The organism is Galactobacter valiniphilus (assembly GCF_003575975.1).
GTDB lineage: Bacteria > Actinomycetota > Actinomycetes > Actinomycetales > Micrococcaceae > Galactobacter > Galactobacter valiniphilus.
Window position 1 is genome coordinate 101,615 of sequence record NZ_QQXK01000002.1, and the last position, 16,717, is coordinate 118,331.

General features: G+C 71.3%; 17 protein-coding genes and 1 tRNA gene. 6 read left to right on the forward strand and 12 right to left on the reverse strand.

Going from position 1 to position 16,717, the window contains the following annotated elements; translation table 11 throughout:
• Window positions 1-184 precede the first annotated feature (184 nt).
• Entirely contained in the window at window positions 185-1,405 is a 1,221-nt protein-coding gene (locus tag DWB68_RS01395; RefSeq protein WP_233548550.1) for an HTTM domain-containing protein, read from the reverse strand.
• Entirely contained in the window at window positions 1,402-2,121 is a 720-nt protein-coding gene (locus DWB68_RS01405) for a DUF5819 family protein (protein WP_119423346.1), read from the reverse strand. The genes DWB68_RS01395 and DWB68_RS01405 overlap by 4 nt, the downstream gene beginning before the upstream one ends.
• Window positions 2,122-2,190: 69 nt before the next feature.
• On the opposite strand from DWB68_RS01405, the gene DWB68_RS16930 reads away from it, so the two are divergent.
• Window positions 2,191-2,322, forward strand: a complete 132-nt coding sequence (locus tag DWB68_RS16930; protein ID WP_267896912.1) for a hypothetical protein — start codon at window positions 2,191-2,193, stop codon at window positions 2,320-2,322.
• Between the two features lie 102 nt (window positions 2,323-2,424).
• Here DWB68_RS16930 and DWB68_RS01410 read toward each other — a convergent pair whose 3' ends face one another.
• Window positions 2,425-3,888, reverse strand: a complete 1,464-nt coding sequence (locus DWB68_RS01410; protein WP_119423347.1) for a phytoene desaturase family protein — start codon at window positions 3,886-3,888, stop codon at window positions 2,425-2,427.
• 158 nt (window positions 3,889-4,046) lie between these two features.
• Here DWB68_RS01410 and panB point away from each other — a divergent pair, with 158 nt between their 5' ends.
• Together panB and DWB68_RS01420 are read left to right on the forward strand one after the other, a co-directional pair.
• Window positions 4,047-4,910: a 3-methyl-2-oxobutanoate hydroxymethyltransferase gene (panB, locus tag DWB68_RS01415; RefSeq protein WP_119423348.1), complete on the forward strand. Its 864-nt coding sequence runs from the start codon at window positions 4,047-4,049 to the stop codon at window positions 4,908-4,910.
• Window positions 4,907-5,797: an SDR family oxidoreductase gene (locus tag DWB68_RS01420; protein ID WP_199700346.1), complete on the forward strand. Its 891-nt coding sequence runs from the start codon at window positions 4,907-4,909 to the stop codon at window positions 5,795-5,797. Before panB ends, DWB68_RS01420 begins: the two co-directional genes overlap by 4 nt.
• 192 nt (window positions 5,798-5,989) lie before the next feature.
• Here DWB68_RS01420 and panC read toward each other — a convergent pair whose 3' ends face one another.
• The 5 genes from panC to DWB68_RS01445 form a co-directional block, all read right to left on the reverse strand.
• Window positions 5,990-6,841: a pantoate--beta-alanine ligase gene (panC, locus tag DWB68_RS01425; RefSeq protein WP_158588171.1), complete on the reverse strand. Its 852-nt coding sequence runs from the start codon at window positions 6,839-6,841 to the stop codon at window positions 5,990-5,992.
• Between the two features lie 65 nt (window positions 6,842-6,906).
• A tRNA-Ala gene (locus tag DWB68_RS01430) sits at window positions 6,907-6,979 on the reverse strand.
• Between the two features lie 97 nt (window positions 6,980-7,076).
• Complete coding sequence (locus DWB68_RS01435; RefSeq protein WP_119423350.1) at window positions 7,077-7,310, reverse strand: helix-turn-helix domain-containing protein; 234 nt, start codon at window positions 7,308-7,310, stop codon at window positions 7,077-7,079.
• Window positions 7,311-7,429: 119 nt separating this feature from the next.
• Window positions 7,430-7,819 (reverse strand): hypothetical protein, encoded by a 390-nt coding sequence (locus DWB68_RS01440; protein WP_119423351.1) that lies wholly within the window; start codon window positions 7,817-7,819, stop codon window positions 7,430-7,432.
• A 154-nt stretch (window positions 7,820-7,973) separates the two neighbouring features.
• On the reverse strand, window positions 7,974-8,462 hold the full coding sequence (locus tag DWB68_RS01445; protein WP_233548551.1) for an Lrp/AsnC family transcriptional regulator: 489 nt from the start codon (window positions 8,460-8,462) through the stop codon (window positions 7,974-7,976).
• A gap of 164 nt (window positions 8,463-8,626) precedes the next feature.
• Here DWB68_RS01445 and ald point away from each other — a divergent pair, with 164 nt between their 5' ends.
• Complete coding sequence (ald, locus tag DWB68_RS01450; protein ID WP_119423352.1) at window positions 8,627-9,745, forward strand: alanine dehydrogenase; 1,119 nt, start codon at window positions 8,627-8,629, stop codon at window positions 9,743-9,745.
• A 169-nt stretch (window positions 9,746-9,914) separates the two neighbouring features.
• Here the strand turns inward: ald and DWB68_RS01455 are convergent, their stop codons facing one another.
• On the reverse strand, window positions 9,915-11,024 hold the full coding sequence (locus DWB68_RS01455) for a YeiH family protein (protein ID WP_119423414.1): 1,110 nt from the start codon (window positions 11,022-11,024) through the stop codon (window positions 9,915-9,917).
• Window positions 11,025-11,095: 71 nt separating this feature from the next.
• Here DWB68_RS01455 and DWB68_RS01460 point away from each other — a divergent pair, with 71 nt between their 5' ends.
• Both DWB68_RS01460 and DWB68_RS01465 read left to right on the forward strand, forming a co-directional pair.
• Window positions 11,096-12,013, forward strand: coding sequence for a LysR family transcriptional regulator (locus tag DWB68_RS01460; RefSeq protein WP_158588172.1), 918 nt, complete (start codon window positions 11,096-11,098; stop codon window positions 12,011-12,013).
• A 254-nt stretch (window positions 12,014-12,267) separates the two neighbouring features.
• Window positions 12,268-13,221, forward strand: coding sequence for a hypothetical protein (locus DWB68_RS01465; protein ID WP_119423354.1), 954 nt, complete (start codon window positions 12,268-12,270; stop codon window positions 13,219-13,221).
• A gap of 131 nt (window positions 13,222-13,352) precedes the next feature.
• On the opposite strand, the gene DWB68_RS01470 is transcribed toward DWB68_RS01465, so the two are convergent.
• From DWB68_RS01470 to DWB68_RS01480, 3 genes are all read right to left on the reverse strand, one after another.
• On the reverse strand, window positions 13,353-14,645 hold the full coding sequence (locus DWB68_RS01470) for an MFS transporter (protein WP_119423415.1): 1,293 nt from the start codon (window positions 14,643-14,645) through the stop codon (window positions 13,353-13,355).
• A gap of 291 nt (window positions 14,646-14,936) precedes the next feature.
• Entirely contained in the window at window positions 14,937-16,205 is a 1,269-nt protein-coding gene (locus DWB68_RS01475) for an MFS transporter (protein WP_119423355.1), read from the reverse strand.
• A complete protein-coding gene (locus tag DWB68_RS01480) occupies window positions 16,202-16,669 on the reverse strand; it encodes a MarR family winged helix-turn-helix transcriptional regulator (RefSeq protein ID WP_119423356.1) in 468 nt (155 codons plus the stop codon). Before DWB68_RS01480 ends, DWB68_RS01475 begins: the two co-directional genes overlap by 4 nt.
• Window positions 16,670-16,717: the final 48 nt, after the last annotated feature.

Consider the following 16,717-nt stretch of genomic DNA (forward strand, 5'->3'; position numbering starts at 1 on the left):
GTCACCGGTGCCGGCCCAACGCCCAGCGCCCACCGGGCGCCGGGCACCCGCCCGGCCACCCGCCGTCGGGCATTGAAGACACGAACGGCCCCGGACCTTTGAGGTCCGGGGCCGTTCGTCCCCTCAGGGGGGTTGCCGGAGCGCCTTGGGGAGCGCGCTCCGAAGGTGCCGGGAGGGGTTCCGGCTAAGCGGCTCTCGCCGCCCCGGACCAGGCGCCTCGAACGGTCGAGATGGCCTTGGTCCAGGTCTTTTCCGTGATGAACACGAAGTCGATGGCGATCATGGTCAGCGAGAACCACGGCAGGCCCATGAGCAGGGCAATGCCGAGGTGGAAGCCCATGATCCCGATGAGCGCCACCACGCGGGTGGGGTGGGTCAGCAGCATCATGGGGAAGCACATCTGCAGGATGATCGAGCCCCAGGCTGCGATGGTCACCGACGGGCCCCACGCCGTCACGAGCTCCGAGAGCGCCGGCCACGTGCCGAACTGCACCGTGTGCAGCGGGTCGTAGATCGCCTCACCGCCGGACCATGGGGCCCCGCCCGCCTTGTAGAGCGCGCCCGAGGCGTAGACGAAGCACACCTGCGCGGTGAGCGCCACGAGCGAGAGGTTGTGGAAGAGGCTCTGGTACTCGGGCTTGTCCGCCAGCAACGGCCGCCCGCGCCACGTCTGCGCGAGCCACGAGCCGCCGCGCTCGGCGGCCTTGCGGCGGCGCCGCGCGTCGAGCGCCCAGCGCTGGCAGGGGTCCGCGAAGAACAGCAGGATGAGGGCGATGCGGTACATGTTGTCGCCCTGATCGCCCAGCAGATCCTGCGCCTCGATGAGGCTCACCCAGAGCACAAAGTAGATCGGCAGCACGATCTTGAAGCGCCAGCCGAGCGTGAACATCACGGCGAGGACGGCCACCAGCAGGTACATGGCCGTGTACGCCGCGGCGTTCGGCATGACCGTGCGGAAGATCGAGAAGAGCCAGATCTGCGGGAAGTCGCTCGACGGCGCCGCCCACTGGCCGTTCCACAGCGAGCCAGGACCGAACGCGTAGAGGCGCGTCGACCAGTTGGAACCGAGGATGCCGAGGCCCGCGATGCCGAACATGATGCGCGTGACGGCCAGGCCGTGGGGGGCCTTCTTGCCATCCAGCAGCCAGTTCTCGCAGAACACGGCGATCTTGCGGCCCGTGTCCAGGAGGAGCTTCCAGAGCGAGGCGGTCAACGCCGCAACAAAGCGGCCGAAGCGTTGCGCGAGGGAGAGCACACCCACCGTGACGATGACGCGCTCCGGCGCCGGGGCGGCGTCGGGCGTGGGGGCCGTTTCCGGGATGGCCGGGGCGGGCGTGGCCGCGACCTGGCCGGCCTTCTGTCCCTGCTTCTTGCCCGGGTTGGGCGTCTTGACGGGGGCGCTCACGGGTGCAGCTCCTTGTAGAGGCGCTTGAAGGTGTCGGCGAAGTCCTTCTCGGACTGGCCCTTAGCGACCTGCGGGCCGCGCCAGCCCGAGGGCGTCAGCTGCACCTTGGGGCGCTCCGCGTCGGGGTTGTGGCGCTCCTCGAAGGGAATGACGTTCTGGCGTTCCATCTGAAACTGCACGCGCACCACGTTCTGCCCCCAGATCGCCTTGGCGGCCTGCGTGGCGTAGCGGACGGCGCGGAACTCCACGTCGATGTACTTGCCGATGGCCGCCTTGTTGTCCCCGAGCCGGCCCATGGTGTCCTGCACCCGGCCGGCCCAGTCCTCGCCGTCGAAGAAGTTGAGGTTTGCCGCCGCCTTCTGCTCGGCGTTCAGCTTGGCGTACGCGCTGCGGTAGTCCGAGGCCAGGTCGATCGTCTGGTTCGCGGCGCGCGCCGGGAAGAGTTTGTTGGTCATGAGCTGGGTCTCCACGTCGGTGACGTTGACCCACTCGGTGGTCTTGTCGGCGCCGTTTTCGCGGATCACGGCCCGCACCAGCATGCGGTTGTCGCCGTTGATCGGTTCGGGCGCGAACACGGACCAGGACTGGCCGAAGAACGGGATCATGTACTGCGTCAGCAGCTTGCTCGGCACCACCTCGCGCAGCGGCGAGACGGGCGCGATCCAGAGGAACCACGCGAAGACGTGCCAGGCCGTGAACAGCACGGCGGCGGTCATGACACCACGCAACACCTTGGATCGCCTCTTGGGCTGCCCGCCTTCGCTTTCCTGCACGACGTCGGACGCATGGCTTGCGTCGAGATCCTCGCCGTCCGCACGGTGGAATCCCACGTGCTCCAAGCCCGCGCCAAGCTGCGCGCGCCGCGCCACAAGGACATCCCTGAGCGCCTCCTGCGCATCATGCAGGGCCGGGGCTAGGGCCAGTTACCCGCCCCCCGAAGGGGGCGGGTCCTTCCCTTTCAACGCCCGACGGCGGGTGGGAGCGTTAACGTTCCCACCCGCCGTCGGGCGTTGGCTTGGCTAACGAATGCCGGCGAACTCCCGCGGGAGGGCGAGGCCGGCGTCGGCGAGGGCCGTAGCCGCTGCGAGGTAGCCGGACATGCCGTGCACGCCGGGGCCGGGGACGGCGGCCGCCGAGCCGAGGTAGAGGCCCTTCGTGGGCGTACGCCAGGGCTGCGGCGCGAGGACCGGGCGTGCGAAGAGCCGGTAGAGGTCTAGCCTGCCGCACGCGATGTCGCCGCCGGGGTAATTGGGGTTCTCCTCGCCCGCCCGCTCGGCCGTGGTGCTCTCGAGGTGCACCATCCGTTCGCGCAGGCCGGGCGCGTGCTCCTCGAGCGTGTCCAGGAGCGTCTCGCTGCGGTCGCGATCGTCCCCGGCGGGGGCGTGCGAGTAGGCCCAGAGCACGTGGCGCCCTTCGGGAGCACGGGAGGGGTCCACGGCGCCGGGCTGGGCCACGAGGACAAACGGCCGGTGCGGGTAGTGACCCTTGAGCGTCTGGTTCTCGGCGGCGTGCACCTGCGAGGCGGTGCCGCCCACGTGCACCGTGCCCGAGGCCTCGAGGCGCGGATCCAGCCACGGGACCGGGCCGTCCAGCACGGCGTCGATCTTGGCGATGCCCATGCCGTAGGGAACGCGCTCCAGGGCGCGGCGGTAGGACTCTGGGAGGGCCGGGCCGGCGAGGCACGCGAGATCGCGGGCCGAGGTGTCGGCGATGACGATGTCGGGGCGGGGCCCGTCCAGGTCGTCGAGGCTGCGGATCCAGCGCCCCGTCAGGACGCGGCCGCCGTGGGCCTCGATGTCGCGCACCAGCTCATTGGCGAGCACCTGGGCCCCGCCGAGCGGGAGCGGCCAGCCGCCCTCGCCGTGGGCCGCGGCTGCGAGGACGAGGCCCGCCGCAGCGGCGGCGAAGGAAGGTTGCTTCGTGGCGCCGTGGGCCACGGCACCGGAGAGCAAGGCCGGGGCGTCCTGCCCTCGCCAGCGCACGTTCTTCAGGGCGCCCGTCTGCTCCAGGACGCGCAGGCCGAAGCGCACCGTCAGGATCGGGTGCCGCGGCACGCGCAGCATCGAGTTGAGGGAGACGTCCAGGAGGGTGTCGATGTTCGCGGCCAAGGGGCCCAAGAGGTTCCGCCAAGCCGCGCCGTCCCGGCCCAGTTCCGCCACCGTGCGCTCGATGTCTCGATACGCGATGGCCGCGTGGCCGGGGCGCACGGCGTGGGCGTAAGAGATCTCGGGGATCGCGTAGTCGACGCGTTCCTTGATGCCCAGCGCACGGAAGAACGGCGAGGGAAGCACCATGGGGTGCACGGCCGAGCACACGTCGCGGACCGCGCCCTCCGCACCGAACGGGCGCGTGCGCAGGCCGCCACCGGGCGTCTCGGCACCCTCGTAGACCGTGACGTCCACGCCGGCGCGGGCCAAGACAACGGCGGCCGCGAGTCCGTTGGGACCTGAGCCGATGACCGCCGCGCGGCGCTGAGTCTGCATGGCCTCAGCCTACTGAGCGGGGACGCGAAAAGATGTCCCACGACCGTCTGTGGCTTGCCCGCTGGCGAGGGGGCTGACAAGCTTTCACGGTCACGCCCGTCGCCGCGCGTTCTCTTGCGCGCGGTTCCCCCTTCGCGGGTCAGCTTTCAAGGAGCACCGTGCGCACCTCCATCGCCTCCCTGCGCCGCCGCAAGGCAGCCGGCGAGAAGTTCACCGTCGTCACCGCCTACGACTACACCTCCGCGCGGCTGGTCGACGCCTCCGCCGTGGACGCCATCCTGGTGGGCGATTCCCTCGGCATGGTGATGCAGGGACATGACAGCACACTGCCAGTCACGGTGGAACAGATGATCTACCACGCGCAGATGGTGCGCCGCGGGGCCCAGCGCGCCCTCATCGTGGTGGACCTGCCCTTCACCGCCACCGCCTCGACGGAGGACGCGGTGCGCGCGGCCACCAAGATCATGGCCGAGACCGGCGCGCAGTCGGTCAAGATCGAGGGCGGAGCCCGCATCGCTCCCCTCGTCCGCCAGCTCGTAGCCAACGGCATCCCCGTCATGGGCCACCTCGGCTTCACGCCCCAGTCCGTCAACACGATCGGCCTGCGCGTGCAGGGCCGCGATGAGGCCGGTGCGCGCGAGCTGCTCGCCGACGCCCTGGCCCTGCAGGAGGCCGGCGTCTGGTCGGTGGTGTTGGAGCTCGTCCCGGCCGAGCTCGCCGCCGCCGTGAGCACCCGCCTGGAGATCCCCACCGTCGGCATCGGCGCCGGGGCCGGCTGCGATGCCCAGGTGCAGGTCTGGCATGACCTCCTAGGCCTCTACGAGGAGTTCGTCCCCAAGCACGCCCGCCAGTTCCGCGTCCTCGGCGCCGAGGTGCGCGGCGCGCTGGACGAGTACTCGGCCGCCGTCGCAGACGGCTCTTTCCCCACGGAGGCCAACGCCTCCTCCATGGACGCGGCGACGCTCGAGCGCGCCTTGGGCGACGGCGGCGCCGGCGCGGACGCCGAGGGCCCGACGGCGTGAGTTCCGTGGGCGGGCCCGTCGCCTCGGGCGGCGGGGGCCAGGCCGGCGGCTCGCCTCTGGGCGCAGCCTCCGACGCCGCGACCTCGGGTGCGGGAGGCGCCGCCGCCGTGCCGGCAGGACCTCGGCTTCCCTCCGGCCGCCTGGACGGGGTCTGCGCGCTCGTGACGGGCGCCCGCGTGGGGCTCGGCCTCGCCGCCGCCCGCGCCCTGGGGGCCCGCGGCGCCCGCGTGCTCCTCGGCGGGCGCGACGCCGGGCGTCTTGAGCCCGTCCTGGCGCTGCTACGCGCCGAGGGGCTCGACGCGTCGTCGTTCGCTGCCGACGTGACCGTGCCCGCCGAGCTGGACGCCGCGTTTGCCGCGGCTGCCGCCGCCGGCGACGTGCCACGGATCCTCGTGAACAACGTGGGCGTGCGCGATCGCCGCGGGGTGGACACCCTGCACACCGCAGCGTTTGCCGCGCTGCTGAACGCCGACCTCGTGGCGGCGTACGACGTGACGAGGCGCTTCCTAGCCGCCCACGGCGAGGAGCCCGGCGGCGCGATCGTCACAATCAGTTCCATCGCGGCCGTGCGCGGGCGCGCCGGGGACGTGGGCTACGCCGCGGCCAAGGCGGGGCTGGAGGGCATGGCGCGCTCGCTGGCCTCGGAGCTGGGCCCGCGCGGCTACCGCGTCAACGCCGTGGCTCCGGGGAGCGTGGCGACTGAATCGAACGCCGATCTCATGGTGGACTCGCGCTTCTCCGAGGTGGTGCGCACCCGCACGGCCCTGCAGCGGTGGGGGCAGCCGGAGGAGATCGCCGCGGCGGTCGCGTTCCTCGCCTCGCCGGAGGCCTCGTACATCACGGGCCACACGCTGGTCGTGGACGGCGGCCTCTCGACGCTGTTTTAGGGTGCCTGGCCGCGTCAGGTTCGCCCGTTCGGAGCCACTCACTTCACCCACATCTGAGTGCCAAATGTCGTCAAAACCGCCGTTTTGACGACATTTGGCACTCAGATTCTGAGGTGTTCGGGGCCTCGCGCGGCCACAAGGCCCGGCGTGTTCAGTCCGCAGGCGGTGCGTTGTCGCTGGTCGCTCAGGCGCTCAGTCCGTGAGCGGCGCGTTGTCGATGAGCCGGACCTCGCCGGCCCGCGCCGCGATGATTGCCAGCGCCGGCTCGCCCGGCACCACGGTCTCGAGCGGCTCGAAGCTCTCAGGGTTCACCACGGCCCAGTACTCCACGCGGGCCCCGGCCTCCTCCAGAGCCGCCGTGGCCCCGGAAACCAACCGGGCGACGTCGCGCTCCCCCGCCTCCACGGCGGCCTTCGCGGCCCGCAGGGTGGCGGAGAGCGCCAGGGCGGTGCGGTTCTGCTCGTCGCGCAGGCGCACATTGCGGCTGGAGAGTGCCAGGCCGGAGTCGGCGCGGACGGTGGCGCCCGTCGCGATGCGCGCCGGCAGGTTGAGGTCGGCAGCGACGCGGCGGATGACGGCGACCTGCTGGGCATCCTTCTGCCCGAACCACGCGACGTCCGGGCCCACCATGCACAGCAGCTTGGTGACGACGAGGGCCACGCCGTCGAAGTGCGAGGCGCCGCGGGAGGCGCCCTCCCAGCGCTCGCTCACGCCGCCCACGCGGATGGAGGTCGCGAAGCCCCCCGGGTAGACCTCGGCGACGCTCGGCGAGAACACGGCGGCGGCGCCGGCGGAGGCGGCCAGCTCGAGGTCGCGCTCCAGGGTGCGCGGGTACTTGGCCAGGTCCGCCGGGTCGTTGAACTGCGCCGGGTTCACGAAGATCGAGACGACCACGTCGGCGCCCTCGGCCGCCGCGGCCCGAATGAGGGAGAGGTGCCCGTCGTGGAGGGCGCCCATGGTCGGGACCAGCGCGAGGGGCTTGCCCGCCTCCCGCGTGCGCGCACCAAAGGCACGAACCTCGGCGACCGTCTCGATCAACTGCACTGTTGCTCCCTTCACGCCAGGTGGCAAAAAACCCGGGATCCTGATGGATCCCGGGTTTTCATCCGTGGAGCTTAGGGGAATCGAACCCCTGACCTTTTCATTGCGAACGAAACGCTCTACCAACTGAGCTAAAGCCCCGCACGGTGTCAAGCCCTCGCGGGCGTGCCTGATAAGACTAGCGCGGTGCGCCCCGCAATTCCAAAACGGGCGTCCCGGGCTGACAGTCACCGAGCCTTTAGGCGTGCTCTTCCGCGCCCTGCTCCGCGTCCAGCCCGATGGTCTCGCGGGTCTGGACGTACATGCGCTGGATGTACTCCTCCAGCGCCGTGCGCTCGACCCGCCAGATCCCGCGGCCACCGACCTTGATGGCCCGCAGCTCGCCGTTCTGCACCAGGGCGCGCGCGAGCGGCATGTTCACGTTGAGCTCCTCGGCAACGTCCTCGAGGCTCAGAAAGCGGGGATTCTCCATGCGCACATCGTAGTGGCCCGGACCGACGCCGTCCGGGCGGCGCGGCCGCCTGTGGATGACGCGCCTCGGTGAGGCGCCCAGCGCGGGGCGCACACGCGCCGTCGTACTCGAGAAAGACCTCAGACCCCGGAGACCATTTCCTCCAGCAGGGCCGGGTCCAGTGCGCCGTTGCCCAGCAACGCCATCATGCCGATCGTCAGCACCACACTCGCCACGCCCCACCACACGAAGACCTTGCCGAGGAAGCGGCGATCGCCGCGATTCAGAGCGCCGGTGTCGGCCGTGAGCTCGTGCAGCGTGGCAGCGGCGGCGCCGGCGGCCTTGCGCGCGGGCGAGACGCCGGGGGTCAGGATCGAGTTGGGAGCGCTGTCCCACGTGCCGTCCGAGAGCTTGGCCCGCGTGCGCTCCCCCGCGTGATCCACGCGCCAGGCCACGATCCGCTTGCCGTGGCGGGCGAGCAGGATGTCGGCACCGAGGGTGCTCGAGGCGGGCGCGTGTGCCGTGGACACGGGGACTCCTAGGGGCAGGACGGACGGGGGGCCATCCTCCAGGCTGGCGGCGGGGGCGGGTGCGGCGACAGGAATGGTTCGCCACCTCACACATTGCGTGCGCCACACTCTTCGGCGTCGCCTCAACACCCGGCCGCAAGCCGCCCCCGGGCCGCTACCCCCAGGGCTCAGCGCCACGCAGATGCTCGAACACGAGCGAGGTCCGCGTGTTCGCCACCGCTGGATGCGCCGAGAGATGCTCCACGACAAAGTCGCGGACGTCCTGGGCGTCGCGGACGCTCACGTGCAGGAGGAAGTCCTCGTCGCCCCCCAGGAAGAACGCCTGGGTCACCCCCGGCACCTCGGTCATGGCCTTCCCGAACTCGCTCATGAGGTGGCGGGCGCCCGGGCGGATGCGCACAAAGACGAGCGCCTGCAGCGCATTCCCCAGCGCGCCGGGCTCCACGTCCACCGTGAAGCCGCGGATCACGTGGGAGGCGCGCAGGGCGTTGAGGCGGGCCAGGCAGGTGGACTGGGCGATCCCCAATTCCGCGGCGAGCGAGGCGTTGGTCCGGCGTGCGTCGGCGGCGAGCAGGCGCAGCAGCTTTCGGTCGATCTCGTCCAGCTCGCGCAGGCCGCGTTCGCCCGGCCGCAGATCCTTCACTTGTGACCCCTCTCACATCGGTGTGTGATGCTCTCTTTCACCAGTTTTCCACGATTCACCGCAGAATCTACGGATTCACCCCACCGCTTCCGTAGGAGTTTCTATTCTGGTGCTCCCGGCGCTGGTTCGCGTCGGACCACCCGAAAGCAAGCAGGAGTTCCCCCATGAAGATCGGCGTTCCCACCGAGGTGAAGAACAACGAGTTCCGCGTCGCAGCCACCCCCGCCGGGGTCTCCGAGCTGGTGCACCACGGCCACGAGGTCTTCGTGCAGAAGGGCGCGGGCATGGGCTCGGGCAACCCGGACGAGGCGTACATCGCCGCGGGCGCCACCATCCTGGACACGGCCGACGAGGTCTGGGCCCAGGGCGATCTGCTCCTGAAGGTCAAGGAGCCCATCGCCGAGGAGTACCACCGCCTCCGCGCCGATCAGGTGCTCTTCACCTACCTGCACCTCGCCGCCTCGCAGGAGTGCACTGACGCCCTCATCAAGGCCGGCACCACCGCCATCGCCTACGAGACCGTGACCCGCGGCCGCGCGCTGCCGCTGCTGGCCCCGATGTCCGAGGTCGCCGGCCGCCTCTCCGCGCAGATCGGCGCCGTCACGCTGCAGCAGCCCAACGGCGGCTCCGGCGTCCTCATGGGCGGCGTGCCCGGCACCCGCCCGGCCCGCGTGGTCGTCATCGGCGCCGGTGTGGCCGGCGAGAACGCCGCCGTGGCCGCCGCCGGCCTCGGCGCCGACGTCACCGTGGTCGACATCAACCTGGCCCGCCTCAAGGAGCTGGACACGGTGCACCACGGCCGCCTGAAGACCATGGCGTCCTCCAAGTACGCCATCTCCGAGCTCGTGGCCGACGCCGACCTCGTCATCGGTTCCGTCCTCATCCCGGGTGCCGCCGCCCCCAAGCTCGTCACCCTCGACATGGTCGAGCAGATGCGCCCGGGCTCCGTGCTCGTCGACATCGCGATCGACCAGGGCGGCTGCTTCGAGGGCTCCCACGCCACGACGCACGCCGAGCCGACCTTCAAGGTCCACGACGCCGTCTACTACTGCGTCGCCAACATGCCCGGCGCCGTCCCGCAGACCTCCACGGCCGCGCTCACCAACGCGACGCTGCCGTACGCCCTCAAGATCGCCGACCGCGGTTGGGCCGATGCCCTGCGTTCCGACGCCGGCTTCGCGGACGGCCTGAACACCTACCAGGGCAAGGTCACCTACGCCCCGGTCGCCGAGGTCCACGGCTACGAGTTCCTCTCCACCGACGAGGTGCTCGCGAACGCCTGATCCTCCTCCCGCGCGGTTGTCATGGGCCGCCAGGGAGAGCATGCAGCGAGGCCCGGTGGGGATGCCCCCGCCGGGCCTCGCTGCGTCCGGCGCCGGCTGGCGCCTTCCGTGAGCGGGCGCCCAGGCGCCCTGCGTGCTCCAACCCAACGCACGACGTCGGGCGTGTGCCTCAGGCGATGGCGCCGCCTCCCAGCGCGATGCCCAGCAAGACGACGCCGATGATCACGAGCGTGCTGAGCGCGCCGAGCACCACGGGGCGGCCGCCGAGCTTGACGAGGCTCTTGACGTGCACGCCGAGGCCCAGGGCGAACATCGCCGTGGCGAGGAGGAACTGCTGGAGCAGCTTGGCGGCGTGGAGTGCCGGGGCCGGCACCCAGCTGGTCGTGGCGACGAGCACCATGGCCACGAAGCCCAGGACAAACAGCGGGACGAGCGGCGGGCGCTTCTCACCGCTCTTCGGGGCACCGCCCTTGCGGCGCTGGGCGAGCGAGACGCCCGCGACGACGGGCGCCATGAGCAGCACGCGGGCCAGCTTCACGGGGACGGCGACGGCCAGGACCGCGGCGCCGCCAGCGATCCCGCCGGCCGCGACGACCTGGGCGACCTCGTGCGTGGCGCCGCCGATGATCGTGCCCGCGTCGCCGGGGCCGAGGCCGAGCAGCGCGACCAGGGCGGGCATGAGCGGGATCATGAGGGTGCCGAAGAGCACCACGAGCGCCACGGCCGCGGCGACCTTCTCCTGGCTGGCGCGGACCGCGCCCTGCACGCCGGCCACGGCCGCCGCGCCGCAGATGGAGAAGCCGGAGGCGATCAGGAGCGTGAGCTCGGGGTCCACCTTGAGCACGCGGCCGAGGGCGAGCGTGGCGAAGAAGGTGAGGGCGACCGCCGCGACGGCGACGACGAGAACGCCGGGGCCGAGCGCCAGGATGGCCGGGAGCGAGAGCTGCAGGCCCAGGAGCACCACACCCCAGCGCAGAACGCGCTTGGCGGCGATCGCGATGCCGGGTTCCAGGGCGGCCGGGACGGGGAGGAGGTTGCGCCAGAGCGCCCCGAGCAGCACGGCCACGAGCATGGCGCTCAGGCCGGGGACCGTGTTGCCGAGGGCCAGGCAGGCGGCGCCGACCGCGCCGGAGACGAGCAGGCCGGGCCACGCGGAGGCTCGCGCACCGGGCTCGCCGGGCCGGGTGGCGCGGGGGCTCGCGGTGGCGGGAGCGGCGGAGGGGACGCCGCGCTCCTGATCGCTGAGGACTGGCTGCTGGGGGTCTGCTGCGTTCTGCATGGTTCCCATTCCACCCTTGATCGCTTGCCGGGGGTAGGCGGTGATGGTGCATGAGGTCATACGCTTCTGACATGACCTCACTCCCGGTTCGTCACCCGCACGACCCGTTCTTCGGGCCGCCTTCCTTGCGATTGCTGGTGGCTCTGGAGGAGCACGGGGGCATGGGCGCAGCAGGGCGGGCCGTGGGCATGAGCCAGACGAATGTCTCCCGGACCATCTCGGGGCTCGAACGACACCTCGGCTACTCGCTCGTTGAACGCAGCCACTCCGGGTCGAAGCTCACCCCCCAGGGCTTGGCACTCGTGGCCCAGGCCCGCTCGGTGCTCGCCGAACAGGAGCGCCTGGCCCGCCTCGCCGACGCGCTGGGAGCCGGCGGGCCCGCCCGACTGGAGCTCGCGGCGTCGCGCACCATCGGCGAGCACCTGGTCCCCGGCTGGCTGGGGCTCCAGGCGGCGCGGGCGCCGGAAACCTGGGTGTCCTTCCGCTTCGATAACTCGGCCAATGTGGCGAGGCTCGTGCGCACGGGCCAGGTGCCCCTCGGCTTCCTGGAGGACCCGCGCGCGCCGGAGGACCTGGCCTCGGAGGAACTGTGCCGCGACCAGCTCACCGTCGTGGTCCCGCCCGGGCATCCGTGGGCGGGGACGCCGGTGTTCCCCCGGGACGTCGCCGCGGTGCCACTCGTGGAGCGCGAGCCCGGCTCCGGCACCCGCGCCACGCTGGACCGCGTCATCCCGCGGCGGGCGCGGGCCGCGGCGGAACTGGACTCGAACGCGGCGATCGTGGCCGCGGTGGCGGCCGGCGTGGCCCCGGCGGTGCTGAGCCGGCTCGCCGTGGCGCGCGCCATCGAGGCCGGCGAGGTGGCCGAGGCGGTGTGGGCCGGCCCCGAGCTGGCCCGGCCGCTGCTGGCCGTGTGGCGCGAGGGCTCACGCGTGCCGGCCGAGGTGCGCGACTTCCTCAACCTCGTCCGGGCCGACTGCGCCCTGCGGTAGGCCGGCGGGAGGGCACGCGCCCTAAGACCCCCCCCGCGCCCACGACGCCCTCATGATCGCCGCCCCTGGGCAATTCCCCGGTCGTTGCACTTTTCCCCGGTCGATACGCGGGGAAAAGTGCAACGACCGGGGAGTTTGAGTTATCCACAGCCCGCCCTGCACGGATCGCCCGCATGCTTCACAGTGGAGCGATGTCGCCGACTCCGTTGAACGCCTGGCCGGAGCTCTTGCGCAGCTCCGCGAATCGATCGCTTGTGCGCCGCTTTGAGCGCGGCGAGCTGGTCCGAATCCAGCCCGGGTACTACGTCGAGCGAATGCGCTGGGAACGCTCCACGGCCGCAGAGAGGTTCATCGCCACCGCCACGGCAAAACACCAGCACGGGCCGGCGGTGTTCTGCGGCGAAAGCGCACTGCTCTTGCTCGGCTTCCCCACCTTCGGACCGCCGCCGGCCCTGACCTTGGCCGTCAGCAGCGGCTCGCGGGCGGGACGAGGCGCCGAGACCTTGGTCATCTCGCCGGGAACCGCTGCCCCGTCCGGATACCGTCACCCATTGCCGCAGGTGAGACGCCACCATCACCCCGCCGCCGCACACTCAAGCACAGGTGAGTTCGCAATCCTTGACCCCGTGGAGTGTCTGGTCGAGATGCTACAGCGGGCACCTCTGACGCGTTCGTTGGTGGTGACGGACGCTGTCTTGCGCGACGTCCTGCTCAGCCGCAGCGGCGGGTCCGACGATCCACGAACCCTCGTGATCGACCCGGCAGCAGCTCGCCGCGCCGTCCTCGCTCTGCCTCCTGGCATCCGCAGGCAGCGGGCCACCCTGGCCTTGGACCGCTCCAGCGCAGGCGCCCAATCTCCGGGCGAGTCGGTCAGCCGAGCCATCATGATCGAGGCCGGGCTCGCCGCACCGCAGTTGCAGCAGGAGCACTGGGATGAACGCGGACTCATCGGCTACACCGACTTCAGCTGGCCTGAGATCGGCGTCATCGGTGAGTTCGACGGACGGGCGAAGTACAACGGCACGTTCGGGCCGGGGGCACCGAGCGCGGAGCAAGCCGTGTGGAACGAGAAGCAGCGCGAAAACCGGCTCACGCGGCTCGGCTTCCGCGTCATCCGCTGGACGTGGGCTGACCTCTATGAGCCCGAACGCCTCATCCGAACGCTGCGAGCCGCGGGTGTTCCCCTGGCCGTGCCGATGGCGGCGTAGCTACATCCCCGGTGCTTGCACTTTTCCCCGCGTATCGACCGGGGAAAAGTGCAAGAACCGGGGAGTTGGCCCGGAGCGCCGCGCGGAGGCGCCGCGCCGCGCGGACCGGTAGCGCCGATTGACCGGCACGCTCAGCGCACCGACTTGATGCGGTACACGCTCAGGGCTCCGAGGATGCCGATCACCCCCGCCATCACGAACAGCGTGGTGTACCCGCCGAGCTTCGTCACGGCGAGGAACGCGAGCCCCAGCGCGAAGATCTGCGGCAGCGAGGCAGCGATGTTGATGATGCCCATGTCCTTGCCGCGGGCACCGGAGCTCGGGAGCACCTGCGTGAGCAGCGCGAAGTCCACGCCCAGGTAGGCGCCGTTGCCGAGGCCGAGGATCGCCGCGGCGATGATGGCGGCCGTGAACTGCGCACCTCCGAAGAGCGGTGCGCACGCCATGAGCAGCGCGGCCGCGGCAATGAGCCCCGAGGACAGCGCCACGAGCGGACGCCGCCCCGTGCGGTCGGAGATCGCCCCGGCCACCGCCGCGCACAGCAGCGTCCCAAACGCGTAGATCGCCGTCAGGACGAACACCCCGGCCGCGGGGTTCGGATGCTTCAACACGTCCGTCAGGTAGAAGAGCAGGTACACGATGGTCAGTTGCGTCGCGGTCATCATGAGCAGGCGGCCCAGCCAGGCCCACGCGAAGTCCGGGTGCTTGCGCGGGCTCACCCAGAAGCCGGCGAGGAACTCGCGCAGGGACCCGCGGGGCAGGGCGCCGCGCCGCAGCACCGGGTCGTTCGGGCGCAACACGTACGGCACGGCGCACACGAGCATCACGACGATCGCCATGAGATAACCGAGCCACACGGCGCCGTTGATGAACATGCCGATCGCGGAACCCACGAGGATGCCCAGCGTGATGCCCGTGGCCACGAGCCCGCCCACGAGGCCGCGCTGCTCCACCGGGGCGCGGTCGGGCACGGCGGCTGTGATCGCGGCGGACATCGCGTTGAGCCCCGCCTGCGCACCTGCCCACCCCAGGCAGAGCATGCCGATGCTCGTGGAGCCGGCGGTCAGCAGCAGGAAGCCCGTGGCGAGCACCGCACCGGCCACGATCCACGGGACGCGCCGCCCCCAGCGCGAGTGCGTCCTGTCGGAGAGCGCCCCCACCAAGGGGTTGATCAGCATCGCCACGAGCACGCCCACGGTGCCGGCGAGCGAGAGCACCGATTCCTTGGAGTCCTCGCCCCCGATCGCGGCTGACTGCAGCGGCATGAGTTGGTTGAGCGTCGCGAAGATCGCGGTGTTGATGCCCACGCTGACGAGGGCCACCGACGCCGTCCACCTCCAGCGCACCCGCTCGGTCGGTTCAGCCAGGGCCTCGGGAACCTCCGGGACCTCGCCCGCGGGACTCGCGGTGTGATCTGCGCTCATGCGCCGCATCATATCCGCGGCGCGCACCAAGGTTGCCGGGGCGGGCAACCTTGGCACGCCGGTGCGGGGCACCCAACGCGGCGGGCCTCGCACCGGGCCCCGCGCCCGCGGCGCGGGCCCGGTGCGAGGCCACCACACGCCGTCGGGCATCACGATCCACGGCCAGGGCACGACGACGCCCCGGCACCGAGCGCTTGCTCGGTGCCGGGGCGCGAGGTTGTCGGCCGGAGTCAGCCCGGCGGGCGGTGAAACGGCGCGGTGATCGCGGCCGCGCCGCCGGCCAGGGTCCGCTCAGGCGGCGTCGCCGATGAGGGCTTCGGCCGCTTCGAGTTCTGAGACCTCCTCCGTCCGGTTCGCGGCCGAGACGGGCCCGCGCAGCACGAAGATGAGCACCACGGCCACGAGCACGCCGGCCGCGCCGTAGAGGTAGGGGGCGCCCTCGAAACCGAAGCTCTTGGCGAGCGAGGAGGCCAGCGGCGGGGCGATGGCGCCGCCCAGGAAGCGGATGCCGGAGTACGCCGAGGAGGCCACGGGGCGGGGCAGATCTGTGGACTCCATGGAGGACTCGGTCAGGACGGTGTTCATGATGCCGAGGACCAGGCCGGAGAGCACCATGAGGACGATGAGCGCGGGCGCGGAGGCCACAAACACGGCGCACAGCACCAGCAGGACCAGCAGGGCGATGAGCCCGGCGGCCAGAACGGAGGTGCGCTTGAAGCGCTTCGTCAGGGCGGGCGCGCCGAACACCGAGGTGATCGCGAGTGCCAGGCCCCAGCCGAAGAACGTGAGGCCGATGCCCATGGCGCCGAAGCCCAGCGGGAACGGCGTCCACGCGAGGATCACGAAGAAGCCCATGTTGTAGAAGAACGCGATGACGCCGAAGGAGAGCAGCGCCGGCTTCCTCAGTGCGCGGAACGCGGCGAGCGGGGAGACGTGGCGCTTCTGGACGGCGCCGGACTTCAGCATGGACACGATCGCGATGAAGGCGATGGCCATGAGCACGGCGGTGCCGATGAACGGGGCACGCCAGGAGATCGAGCCGAGGACGCCGCCCACGAGCGGGCCCACGGCCATGCCAACGCCGAGCGCGGCCTCGTAGAGGATGATCGCGCCGTCGGCGCTACGGGCCTCGCCGATGATCGTTGCGAGCGCGGTGGAGAGGAAGAGGGCGTTGCCGAGGCCCCACACGGCCCGGAAGCCGATGATCCACGGCACGGACGGCGCCAGGCCGGAGGCCAACGCAAACACGACCACGAGCGCAAGGCCAAGCAGCAGCGTGTTGCGCGCACCGAGGCGGCCGGAGACCCACGAGGTGAAGAACATCGCGATGGCCGTGACGAAGAGGTAGGAGGTGAAGAGCAGCGACGCCTCGGTGGGCGTGGCGTGCAGTTCCTCGGTGATGGCCGGGAGGATGGGGTCCACGAGGCCGATGCCCATGAAGGACACCATGGCGGCGAGCGCCACGGCCCACACGGCCTTGGGCTGCTTCCACCAGCCGGCGGCACCGTGGCCGCCGGTCTCCTTGGCTACTGCGAGTTCAGCGTCCGTTTCGACGCTCATCGCGCCTCCTCCTCGGGGTGCGTCGACTCCCCCGGCATGTGCTTCGCGAGGATGTCGACGGCATCCTGCAGGGTGCGCCGCTCGGCTTCGCTCAACGGGGCGAAGTGGGGCAGCAAAAGATCAACGATCTGGGTGGCGCGGCTGCTGAGCAGGGCGCGGCCTTCCTCCGTGATGGAGACCAGGGTGGCGCGGGAGTCGGTGGGGTCGGAGCCGCGTTGCACCGCGCCGGCTTCCTCGAGCGCCTTGACGATCTTGGTCATGCCGGGCTGGCTCACGTGCACCGCGGCGGCAAGATCGCCGATCCGGCGGGCGTTGGAGTCGGTCAGCAGGCCGAGCACCCGGTAGTACGACGGCGAGTGGCCGCCCTGGGCGCGGCTGGAGGCGATGCGGTTGAGCACCCACATCCGGCCGAGGAGGGCTCCAATGACGTCGCCGCTGGAGGGTGCCTGATCGTTCTGGTTCACTCCAAGAATGTATCACCAAGTTATATAACCTGGTGAAGAATGTGACGG